Source organism: Leisingera coralii, from assembly GCF_049056525.1.
Taxonomy (GTDB): Bacteria; Pseudomonadota; Alphaproteobacteria; order Rhodobacterales; family Rhodobacteraceae; genus Leisingera; species Leisingera coralii.
Map to the genome: position 1 here is coordinate 37,768 of NZ_JBHUPT010000083.1, position 11,447 is coordinate 49,214.

The window sequence follows — 11,447 nt, forward strand, 5'->3', positions numbered from 1 at the left end:
GCTCAGCGGTCCCCGCTGATCCTGCACTTTTCCCGAATAATTGCCGGGCCTAGCGGGTATGGCAGCGGGTGTCTCTGGTGCCGCAGCATTTCACTGGCTCTTTCCGGGGCAATGCCGGCGGCCAGGCTCGACGCCAGTGCTTTACGCGGCGGGATTACCCGCGCTGGATGGGCTGAGGCTTCGAAATATGTAGGTGCCGGCGGCAGGTTCGGTTTATTGCCTCCGGCCCGGTCTCCTGCGGCTGTCAGGCTCCCGCAAGCGCCGGGAAATGCGCCAGCAAGGAGGCTTTGGCTTCCAGGATATGCGCCCGGGTCAGGTCCGAAGCCAATCGGGCATCGCCCGCCTCGCAGGCCTCCAGAATGGCAAGATGCTCGCGGCCTGCGCGCTCCATGCCGTTGCTCATCACCAGCTGCGCCCGGATATACCGGTCAATCCGGTCCATTGCGTTGCTGGCCGCCTCCCGGAAGAAGGTCAGCCTGCTGGCACTGTACAGCCCGTCATGAAACGCCCGGTTCAGCACCCCCCATTCCATCGGGTTTTTGGAGGCGTCAAAGGCGGCAAAATCGGCGCGGGCCTGGGCCAGCAGCTCTGGCGGCATCCGCGGCACCGCATCGCGGATGATCTCCGGCTCCAGCAGCGCGCGGAAATCAAAAATCTCGGCGGCCTCATCCGCTGACAGGCCGGCCACTACCGCGCCCTTGAACCGCTGGGTCCTGACCAGCCCGTGCTCTTCCAGCCGGTTGATCGCTTCGCGCACGGGCAGCCTGCTGGTCTTATAATGGCGCGCAATCTCATCCTGGCGGAGCGGTTCCCCCTCCGCCAGCCGCCCCTCGACGATGGCCTTGCGCAGCGCTTCGAACACCGCTGCCGAGGCCGAGGCTGTTTTCGAGATATCAACCGGGTCCAGTTTCATGGCAGCGCGCCTCCTTTCCAGCAGGTGTATGCGATGCTGCCTGCCCGGAAAAGCAGGTTAGGCGGCCGTCCGGATCTGCAGCGCGGCGGGCGGCATCCCCGTCACACTTCCAGCGAGACCCACAGCACCTTGGCGTCTTCCTTGCTGACCGACACGCAGCCATGCCCCATGCCGCTGTCGTAGTAGACCGAGTCGCCGGGCCCCATGCGCAGCGGCCGGTAATGCTCGGTGTAGAGGATCACCTCGCCGCTCAACACAAACATGAACTCCTCGCCCTGGTGGCGCACCCAATTGTCGAATTCGGTTACATCGCGGGCCTTGATGGTGCTGATATAGGGCACCATGCGCTTGCTGGTCAGCTCGTTGCACAGCAGTTCATGGTCGTAGGTGGTGGTTTCCTTATGCTCGCCCTCGCCGGTGCGGGTGAAGTCCCGCCGCCCTGTGACGCCGCTTTGTCCGGACTGCAGAAACAGCTGCGGCGTTTCCAGTTCCAGCGTCTGCATCAGGCGGCGGATGATCTCGAAACTGGGGCGGGTCTGGTTGTTCTCGATCTTCGACAATGTCGAGCGCCCGATGGCCGCTGCCTTGGCCGCTTCCTCCAGCGTCAGCCCCTTTTCCTTGCGGGCGTCGCGAATCATTTTGCCCAGGACTTCCCCGTCCGGAGCCTCCATGGTCTCGGGGCCCAGCCCTGTTTCTTCTGAGGGAATTGGTTCCATTTCTGCGAATTCTCCTGATCCGCAAACAGCTTAGCTTTGATGTATTCGCGGGTCAAAATTTCCATATCAATACTTTTCGTTTGCAATAGGGAAAAAGTTTCCTATAGGAGACGCAACGTCGTATACGACTGAATACGTGCCGGTCCTGGACCGCTTTTCGGAGGAGAAACCACATGAGCGCATATGATCTGATCGTGATCGGAGCCGGACCGGGCGGTTATGTCGCAGCAATCCGCGCTGCGCAGCTTGGCATGAAGGTTGCCTGCGTCGAAGGCCGCGGCTCGCTGGGCGGCACCTGCCTGAACGTCGGCTGCATCCCTTCCAAAGCCCTGCTGACCTCCTCCGGCAAATATGCCGAGCTGTCCCACCTGGCCGCGCATGGCATCGCTGTCGAGGGCGCCAGCCTGGACCTGGGCGCGCTGATGGCCCGCAAGGACAAGATCGTCGGCGACCTGACCAAGGGCATCGCCTTCCTGTTCAAGAAGAACGGCGTTGACCACATCGAAGGCTGGGCCAGCATTCCGGCGCCCGGCCAAGTTCAGGTGGGCGAGGACACCTACTCCGCCAAGAACATTCTGATTGCCACCGGTTCGGAACCCAGCCCCCTCCCTGGCGTGGAGATCGACGAGGTGGACGTGCTGAGCAGCACCGGTGCGCTGGCGTTGGAAGCCGCGCCAGAGCATCTGGTGGTGATCGGCGCCGGCGTGATCGGGCTTGAACTCGGTCAGGTCTGGTCACGCCTCGGATCCAAGGTAACGGTTGTGGAATACCTCGACCGCATCCTGCCCGGCATCGACGGCGAAATCGCCAAGCTGTCCCAGCGGGCGCTGAGCAAGCGCGGACTGAAGTTCCAGCTGGGCCGCGCGCTGAAAACCGTTGAGAAGGGCGAGAACGGCCTGACCCTGACGCTGGACCGCGTCGGCAAGGACAGCCAGGAGCAGATCGAGGCGGACAAGGTGCTGGTTGCCATCGGGCGCCGCCCGGTGACCCGCGGACTGGGCCTGGAAGGCCTCGGCATCTCCATCAACGCCCGCGGCTTCATCGAAGTGGATGAAACCTTCCAGACCTCCGTCCCCGGCATCTTTGCCATCGGCGACTGCGTGCCTGGCCCGATGCTGGCGCACAAAGCTGAGGAAGACGGCGTCGCCTGCGTCGAGATGCTGGCTGGCGAGCACGGCCATGTGGACTACAACACCGTTCCGGGCGTGGTCTACACCGACCCGGAGGTTGCCTCCGTCGGGCAGACCGAGGAAGCGCTGAAAGAGGCCGGCACCGAATACATCACCGGCAAGTTCGCCTTCATGGCCAATTCCCGCGCCCGTTCCACCGGCGAGACCGACGGGGCGGTGAAAGTGCTGGCGACCCCCGAAGGCAAAATCCTTGGCGCCCATATCTGCGGCGCCCACGGCGGCGATCTGATTGCCGAGCTGGTGCTGGCGATGACCAAAGGCGCCACGGTCGAGGACGTTGCGCGCACCTGCCACGCCCACCCGGCAATGGGCGAGGCGGTGAAGGAAGCCTGCCTCGATGCGCTTGGCCGAGCCATTCACGCCTGATCCGGAGGAAATTGTCAGATGACAATCCAGCTGCGCCCCCGCCACCCGGAAAAGGCCCATAAGGCCGACAGTGCCATCCCGCGCAAACCGAAATGGATCCGCAAAAAGAAGATCGAAAGCGCGGAATATTACGACACCCGCAAACTGATGCGGGAGCACGATCTGGCCACCGTCTGCGAAGAGGCCGCCTGCCCCAACATCGGCGAATGCTGGTCCAAGCGCCACGCCACCATGATGATCATGGGCGAGGTCTGCACCCGCGGCTGTTCCTTCTGCAACGTGACCACCGGCAAGCCGGACACGCTGGACGCGTTTGAGCCGGGGCGGGTTGCCGCCGCGGTCAAGAAGCTGGGCCTGCGCCATGTGGTGATCACCTCAGTCGACCGGGACGACCTGGCAGACGGCGGGGCGGAGCATATCGCCCAGACCATCCGCGCCACCCGCCACCAGAACCCCGGCACCACCATCGAGGTGCTGACCCCGGACTTCCTGGGCAAGGGCGCGGCGGCGCAGATGGTGTTCGAGGCCGCACCTGATGTGTTCAATCACAACCTGGAAACCGTTCCGCGGCTCTACCCCCGTGTGCGCCCCGGTGCGCGCTATTACACCTCGCTGCGGCTCTTGGATGATGCCAAGCGCGCCAATCCGCAGCTGTTTACCAAGTCCGGCATCATGGTTGGCCTCGGCGAAACCCTGGACGATGTGCGGCAGGTGATGGACGACCTGCGCGCTGCTCAGGTCGATTTCCTGACCGTGGGCCAGTACCTGCAGCCCACCCCCAAACACCACCCGATCGACCGCTTCTGGTCGCCGGAAGAGTTTGCGCAGCTGGAACAGATCGCCCGCGCCAAGGGCTTCTTGCACGTGTCGGCGACACCGCTGACCCGGTCTTCGTTCCACGCGGATGAAGATTTTGCCGCCCTGAAAAAGGCCCGTCAGATGGCCTTGGCAAAGGGCATTTAACCTTAACGCAAGCGGGAGGAGACCCATGGAAGCGTTAAATTCAATCGTAGGAGCCGTAAACGGCGTGGTTTGGGGGCCGATGATGCTGGTCCTCATTCTCGGCGTCGGCTTCTTCCTTCAGGTTGGCCTGAAATTCATGCCGATCCTGAAACTGGGCGTCGGCTTTGGCCTGCTGTTCAAGGGCCGTGAAGGCTCTGGCGAGGGCCAGATCACCCCGTTCAACGCGCTGATGACCGCCCTGTCGGCCACCATCGGCACCGGCAACATCGCCGGCGTTGCCACCGCCGTCTTCCTTGGCGGCCCCGGCGCGCTGTTCTGGATGTGGATGACCGCGCTGGTCGGCATGGCCACCAAATACTCCGAAGCCGTCTGCGCCGTGAAATTCCGCGAGCAGGACGAAGAAGGCAACTATGTCGGCGGCCCGATGTATTACATCAAGAACGGCCTGGGCGCGAAATGGGCCTGGCTTGGCGTCGCCTTTGCCGTGTTCGGCTCCATCGCAGCTTTCGGCATCGGCAACGGCGTGCAGGCCAACGGTGTGGCGCAGGTGCTGGAAACCAACTTCGGCTTCAACACCTCCATCACCGGCATCGTGCTGATGGTGCTGACCGGCGCCGTGATCCTGGGCGGCATCACCCGCATCGGCGCGGTGGCGGGCAAGCTGGTTCCGTTCATGGCGGTCAGCTACATCGCCGCCGGCCTGATCGTGTTGATGGTCAACGCAGACGCCATCGGCACTGCCTTCGGCCTGGTCTTCACTCATGCCTTCACCCCGTCGGCAGCCGAAGGCGGCTTTGCTGGTGCGGCGGTCTGGGCAGCGATCCGCTTTGGCGTTGCACGCGGCGTGTTCTCCAACGAAGCGGGCCTCGGCTCCGCCCCGATCGCACACGCCGCGGCTGAGACCAAAGGTCCGGTCAACCAGGGCCTGATCGCGATGCTGGGCACCTTCATCGACACCATCATCGTCTGCTCGATCACCGGCCTGGCGATCATCGCCTCCGGCGCCTGGACCTCAGGCGAATCCGGTGCCGCGCTGACCTCGCTGGCGTTTGAATCCTCGCTGCCCGGCTTTGGCGGCTACCTGATCGCCATCGCTCTGTCGATCTTTGCCTTCACCACCATCCTCGGCTGGTCCTATTATGGCGAGAAGTGCATGGAGTTCCTGTTTGGCGTGAAGGTCATGCTGCCCTACCGCATCCTGTGGATCGTCGCGATCTACTTTGGCGCCACCGCCGACCTGGGCTTCATTTGGCTGCTGGCCGATACGCTGAACGCGATGATGGCCATTCCGAACCTGATCGCCCTGGCGCTGCTGAGCCCGATCGTCTTCAAACTGACGAAAGAGTTCTTTGCCACCGGCGGAAAATCGGAAGAAGTTGGCCACGCTGCCGAATAATCCCTCCGGGAGGGCGCGACCTGCGCCCTCCCCCACCCCGAAACCATACAAACTCAAAGGCTGCACAGGATGACCGACGCACCCAAACGCACCCCGCTTTATGACCTGCACGTCGAGCTTGGCGGCAAGATGGTCGACTTCGCCGGCTGGGAGATGCCGGTCCAGTATCCCATGGGCATCATGGGCGAGCACAAGCAGTGCCGCGAAAAGGCCGCGCTGTTTGACGTCTCCCACATGGGCCAGGTGATCCTGCGCGGTGAAAACGTGGGCGGGAAGCTGGAAACGCTCTGCCCGCAGGCCTATGCCGGTCTGAAGGAAGGCAAGGCGCGCTACGGCTTCTTCACCAACGAAGACGGCGGCATCATGGATGACCTGATCGTCTCCAACGCCGGCGACCATTACTTTGTCGTGGTGAACGCGGCGCTGCGCCACCAGGACATCCCGCATATGCAGGCAAACCTGGACGGCGTCGAAGTGACCGAGATCTTCGACCGCGCGCTGGTTGCCGTGCAAGGCCCCAAGGCCGAGGACGTGGTGGGCGCACTCTGCCCCGCCGCCCGTGAGCTGAAGTTCATGGAAACCACCGTGGCGGAAATTGACGGCGTCGAATGCCGCATCTCGCGTCTGGGCTACACTGGCGAGGACGGCTACGAGATTTCGATCCCGGAAGCCGATGCCATCCGCATTTCCAAACTGTTCCTTGCGCATGAAGACTGCGAGCCCGCAGGCCTCGGCGCCCGCGACTCGCTGCGCCTCGAAGCCGGCCTCTGCCTCTATGGCAACGACATCGACCAGACGACCTCGCCGATCGAGGCGTCGCTCTCCTGGGCGATCCAGAAGCGCCGCAAGGAAGAAGGCGGTTTCCCTGGTGCCGCCCGCATCCAGAAGGAACTGGCGGAAGGGCCGTCGAAGAAACTGGTCGGCATCAAACCCGAAGGCCGTGCCCCCGCCCGCCAGGGCGTGGAAATTCAAAGCGAAGGCGGCGAAACTCTCGGCACCATCACCTCGGGCAGCTTCGGCCCCACCGTCGGCGGCCCGGTCGCCATGGGCTATGTTGCGGCAGACCATGCCGCGCCGGGCACCAAGGTGAACCTCATCATCCGCGGCAAGGCGCAGCCGGCTGAAATCGTGGCCCTGCCCTTCGTCACTCAGAACTACAAACGCTAAGACATCATCAGGAGAGTCAAAATGGCCACCTATTACTCTGAAGAGCATGAATGGATCACCGTCGAAGGCGACGTGGCAACCCTGGGCATCACCCAGCACGCCGCCGACCAGCTGGGCGAAGTTGTCTTCGTTGAGCAGCGCGAAGCCGACGAAGAGTTCGAAAAAGGCGGCGAAATCGGCGTCATCGAGTCGGTGAAGGCAGCCTCCGAAATCTACGCGCCGCTGGACGGCGAAGTGGTCGAGGTGAACGAAGCCCTGGCCGACAACCCCGGCGCCCTGAACGAAAGCCCGGAAGGCGACGCCTGGATCTACAAGATCAAGATCTCCGACGCGTCCCAGCTGGAAGATCTGATGGATCTGGACGGCTACAAAGCCCTGATCGGCTAAGCATCCCCTCCCCGCCGGAATTGCCCGGCGGGGCCCATTGCCCCAGACAAGGACCTATGTAATGGCCTTCAAACTTACCGATTACGAAGCCTATGACTTCGCCAACCGGCGCCACATCGGCCCCTCGCCGCGCGAGATGGCCGACATGCTGCAGGTGATCGGCTTCAAGACCCTGGACGAGCTGATCGACGCCACCGTGCCGCCCGCCATCCGCCAGAAAGAGGCGCTGGACTGGGGCCCGGCGATGACCGAGCGCGACGCCCTCTTCCACATGAAGCAGGTGGCCTCCAGGAACAAGGTGCTGACCTCGCTGATCGGCCAGGGCTACTATGGCACCACCACCCCGGCGCCGATCCTGCGCAACATCCTGGAAAACCCGGCCTGGTACACTGCCTATACTCCCTATCAGCCGGAAATCTCCCAGGGCCGTCTTGAGGCGCTTCTGAACTTCCAGACCATGGTCAGCGACCTGACCGGCCTGGACATTGCCAACGCATCGCTCTTGGACGAAGCCACCGCTGCTGCCGAAGCCATGGCGATGGCGCACCGCGGTTCGCGCTCCAAGGCGAACAATGCAGCCTTCTTCGTCGACAAGAACTGCCACCCGCAGACCGTTGCCGTGATCCAGACCCGCGCCGAGCCTCTGGGCATCGACGTGGTGGTTGCAGATCCGGACGAGCTGGACCCGGGCGCAGTCTTTGGCGCGATCTTCCAGTACCCCGGCACCTACGGCCATGTGCGCGATTTCACCAAGGAAATCGAAGCTATCCATGAGCACAATGGCATTGCCGTTGTCGCCGCCGACATCCTGGCCCTGGCGCTGCTGAAGTCGCCCGGCGAAATGGGCGCGGACATTGCCATCGGTTCCACCCAGCGCTTTGGCGTTCCGATGGGCTATGGCGGCCCGCACGCGGCCTATATGGCGACCACCGACAAGCTGAAGCGCGCCATGCCCGGCCGTATCATCGGCGTCTCCGTCGATGCGCGCGGCAACAAGGCCTACCGCTTGGCGCTGCAGACCCGCGAACAGCACATCCGCCGCGAGAAAGCCAACTCCAACGTCTGTACCGCACAGGCGCTGCTGGCCGTCATCGCGTCGATGTACGCGGTCTACCACGGCCCCGACGGCATCAAGGCCATCGCCCAGTCGGTGCACCGCAAGACCTCGCGCCTGGCCGCTGGCCTGGAAGAGCACGGGTTCAAGGTGGAGCCGGAAGTGTTCTTCGACACCATCACCGTCGAAGTCGGCCCGCTGCAGAAAACCGTCATGGAAGCGGCCGTTGCCCGCGGCGTCAACCTGCGCAAGGTGGGGGATGACCGCATCGGCGTTTCGCTCGACGAACAGACCCGCGCCGAGACCATCGAGGCCGTCTGGGGTGCCTTCGGCATCGAGAAGAAGGACGATAGCGTCAAGAACCGTGCCTACCGCCTGCCCGACTACGCGCTGCGTGAAAGCGAGTATCTGACCCACCCGATCTTCCACAAGAACCGGGCCGAGGCAGAGATCACCCGCTACATGCGCCGCCTGGCCGACCGCGACCTCGCGCTGGACCGTGCGATGATCCCGCTGGGCTCCTGCACCATGAAGCTGAACGCGACCATTGAGATGATCCCGGTCACTTGGCCGGAATTCGGCAACCTGCACCCCTTCTGCCCGGAAGACCAGGCGCAGGGCTACCACCAGATGATCGCCGATCTGAACGACAAGCTGTGCAAGATCACCGGCTACGACGCGATCTCCCAGCAGCCGAACTCCGGCGCGCAGGGCGAATACGCAGGCCTGCTGACCATCCGCAACTACCACACGTCGCGCGGCGAAGGTCACCGCAACGTCTGCCTGATCCCGACCTCGGCACATGGCACCAACCCGGCGTCGGCGCAGATGGTGGGCTGGAAAGTTGTTCCGATCAAGGCGGACGACAAGGGCAACATCGACCTGGCGGACTTCCGCGAGAAGGCAGAGAAACACTCTGACAACCTCGCAGGCTGCATGATCACCTACCCGTCCACCCACGGCGTGTTCGAAACCACTGTCCAGGAGGTTTGCGGCATCACTCATGAGCACGGCGGCCAGGTGTACATCGACGGCGCCAACATGAACGCCATGGTGGGCCTGTCGCGTCCAGGTGACATCGGCGGCGACGTCAGCCACCTGAACTTGCACAAGACCTTCTGCATTCCGCACGGCGGCGGCGGCCCCGGCATGGGCCCGATCGGCGTCAAGGCGCATCTGGCAGAGCACCTGCCGGGCCACCCGGAATACGGCACCGCCGTGGGTCCGGTCTCGGCTGCGCCGTTCGGCTCGCCCTCGATCCTGCCGGTCAGCTGGGCCTACTGCCTGCTGATGGGCGGCGAGGGCCTGACCCAGGCGACCCGCGTGGCGATCCTGAACGCCAACTACATCGCGGCGCGCCTGAAAGAGGCCTACAAGATCCTCTACACCTCGGAAACGGGCCGGGTTGCGCATGAGTGCATCCTCGACACCCGTCCGCTGGCGGAGGAAGGCAACGTCACCGTGGACGACATCGCCAAGCGCCTGGTCGACTCGGGCTTCCACGCCCCGACCATGTCCTGGCCGGTGGCGGGCACGCTGATGGTGGAGCCGACCGAATCCGAACCCAAGGACGAGCTGGACCGCTTCTGCGATGCCATGCTGTCGATCCGTTCGGAGGCGCAGGACATCATCGACGGCAAGATCGATCCCGAAAACAACCCGCTCAAGCACGCGCCGCACACGGTGCGCGACCTGGTGGGCGAATGGGACCGTCCCTACAGCCGCGAGCAGGCCTGCTTCCCGCCGGGCAACCTCGGTGTCGACAAGTACTGGCCGGTGGTGAACCGGGTCGACAACGCCTATGGCGACCGTCACCTGGTCTGCACCTGCCCGCCGATGTCGGACTACGAAGAAAGCGAAGCCTGACCCGTCAGGCATCCCGCCCCGCCGGCCTGCCCGGCGGGGCACCCCCGCAGCCCCCCTGGCGCTGCATCCCCGCATGACCCGCTCGGAGGAGAGAATGATGTCCCGTCTCGAACCGCTGACCGTGCCAGCGTCCCGGCGATCCGCTGACAGCGCGGCACAGGCCCGCCTCCACGACGTCGAGATCATTCTGCCGCAGTCGGAGCCTCCTGCCGCGGCCCAGATGATTTGCGAAGTCTTCCGCGCCGCCAACGATCTGTTTCCCGACAGCGGCTACCGCACCGCCGTGCGCAACCTCAGCTCGCAGATGCGTGCGGTGCCCGCCGGCTGGAAGCCGCAGACGGTCATATTCCTCGGCGGCATTGCCAGCCGCTGGCCATTGAATTCCGGAGAAAAGGCCAGCCTGCAGCGGATCTGCCGCCAGGCGCAGCGCTGCCTGTTTGCCGGCAGCGCCATTTTCCTGCTGCCCGAGACCGGGATCAATGCGCCGGTTGAAAGTGCCGTGCATTCCAACTTTGCCGCCGCCGCAGAGGAAGAGCAGCTCACCTGCGCCCCGGCGGGCACCCTGACCACAACGTCGGGCCGGATCAGCACCGCCGTCAGCAGCTTTGCTGCCCTGCGCGTGCTTGCAGGCTTCTTGCGCGCCGACCGCGGCCCGTTTATTGCCGATGCGGTCTGCGACTACCTGGGCCTCGCCTTTGGCCCTGTGTCGGAGCAGTCCAAGGTCTCGCTGCAGCTGCGTCAGACCGCTGGGGGCGACGCGCTGATCGTCAAGATCCTCGACCTGATGCAGCAGAACCTGGAAGAGCCGCTGCTGATCCGCGACATTGCCCAGCAGGCCGGTGTTTCACCGCGCAAGCTGGAGCGCCGGTTTCAGCAGAAGGCCCGCACCAGCCCGCTGGCCGCCTACCGCAAGCTGCGCATCGAGAAGGCGCGCCAGTTGCTGCTGCACACCACCCTGCCGCTGGCGGAGATCGTCGCCGCAACCGGTTTTGGCTCCCGCAGCAGCCTGACCGAATGGTTCAAGCGCGAGTACAAGACCAGCCCGCAGGCATTCCGCAAACAATATTATGCAGACCGTCACCCGGCCGGCTCTGTCGCCTGACATCAGGCAATTCCGGCAAAAAAGGCGGCTGTTTGGCCGCCTTTTCGCGTTTTGGCTTTGGTGTCAGTTGCCTGAGCTGCTGTCTTCGCTGCCGCCGGTCAGGGCGTTTGGGTCGAAGACGTTGCCGAAGCCGGAGGAATTGCCCTGCGGGTCCTGCTCCGCCTCAGCACCATCTTCGCTGCCGCCCGAGAGGTTGCCGGGGTCGAAGACGCCGCCGAAGCCGGAGCTGCCGCCGCCGCTGGAGGGGGCGCTTGGCGCAGGCGCTTCGCCCTGCTGCTCCAGCTGCTGCTGGCGGCGCAGCTCGCGCTGGCGGCGCAGCTCCTGGAT

Annotated in this window: 9 protein-coding genes and 1 pseudogene; 7 read left to right on the top strand and 3 right to left on the bottom strand. The window is 64.2% G+C overall.

The genetic code is table 11. From position 1 onward, the window contains the following. Positions 1-244: 244 nt before the first annotated feature. Both ACFMBG_RS21725 and ACFMBG_RS21730 read right to left on the bottom strand, forming a co-directional pair. Positions 245-913, bottom strand: coding sequence for a GntR family transcriptional regulator (locus tag ACFMBG_RS21725; protein WP_421056762.1), 669 nt, complete (start codon positions 911-913; stop codon positions 245-247). A 101-nt stretch (positions 914-1,014) separates the two neighbouring features. Further along, positions 1,015-1,629 carry a helix-turn-helix domain-containing protein gene (locus ACFMBG_RS21730; RefSeq protein WP_421056763.1) on the bottom strand — a complete coding sequence of 205 codons (615 nt, stop codon included), beginning with the start codon at positions 1,627-1,629 and terminating at the stop codon, positions 1,015-1,017. A 173-nt stretch (positions 1,630-1,802) separates the two neighbouring features. Between ACFMBG_RS21730 and lpdA the strand changes: the two genes are divergently transcribed. The 7 genes from lpdA to ACFMBG_RS21765 all read left to right on the top strand — a co-directional run bounded on the left by lpdA (position 1,803) and on the right by ACFMBG_RS21765 (position 11,120). After that, on the top strand, positions 1,803-3,185 hold the full coding sequence (lpdA, locus tag ACFMBG_RS21735; RefSeq protein WP_421056764.1) for a dihydrolipoyl dehydrogenase: 1,383 nt from the start codon (positions 1,803-1,805) through the stop codon (positions 3,183-3,185). 18 nt (positions 3,186-3,203) lie between these two features. Next, positions 3,204-4,148 (top strand): lipoyl synthase, encoded by a 945-nt coding sequence (gene lipA, locus ACFMBG_RS21740; protein ID WP_421056765.1) that lies wholly within the window; start codon positions 3,204-3,206, stop codon positions 4,146-4,148. 25 nt (positions 4,149-4,173) lie between these two features. Continuing rightward, positions 4,174-5,544 (top strand): alanine/glycine:cation symporter family protein, encoded by a 1,371-nt coding sequence (locus ACFMBG_RS21745; protein ID WP_421056766.1) that lies wholly within the window; start codon positions 4,174-4,176, stop codon positions 5,542-5,544. A gap of 69 nt (positions 5,545-5,613) precedes the next feature. Beyond that, positions 5,614-6,711: a glycine cleavage system aminomethyltransferase GcvT gene (gene gcvT, locus ACFMBG_RS21750; RefSeq protein ID WP_421056767.1), complete on the top strand. Its 1,098-nt coding sequence runs from the start codon at positions 5,614-5,616 to the stop codon at positions 6,709-6,711. A 21-nt stretch (positions 6,712-6,732) separates the two neighbouring features. Beyond that, entirely contained in the window at positions 6,733-7,098 is a 366-nt protein-coding gene (gene gcvH / locus ACFMBG_RS21755) for a glycine cleavage system protein GcvH (protein ID WP_421056768.1), read from the top strand. Positions 7,099-7,159: 61 nt separating this feature from the next. Next, positions 7,160-10,018: an aminomethyl-transferring glycine dehydrogenase gene (gene gcvP / locus ACFMBG_RS21760; protein ID WP_421056769.1), complete on the top strand. Its 2,859-nt coding sequence runs from the start codon at positions 7,160-7,162 to the stop codon at positions 10,016-10,018. A 97-nt stretch (positions 10,019-10,115) separates the two neighbouring features. Beyond that, on the top strand, positions 10,116-11,120 hold the full coding sequence (locus tag ACFMBG_RS21765) for a helix-turn-helix domain-containing protein (protein ID WP_421056770.1): 1,005 nt from the start codon (positions 10,116-10,118) through the stop codon (positions 11,118-11,120). 63 nt (positions 11,121-11,183) lie between these two features. On the opposite strand, the pseudogene ACFMBG_RS21770 reads toward ACFMBG_RS21765, so the two are convergent. Beyond that, a pseudogene (locus ACFMBG_RS21770) lies at positions 11,184-11,447 on the bottom strand (ABC transporter permease); the annotation flags it as partial.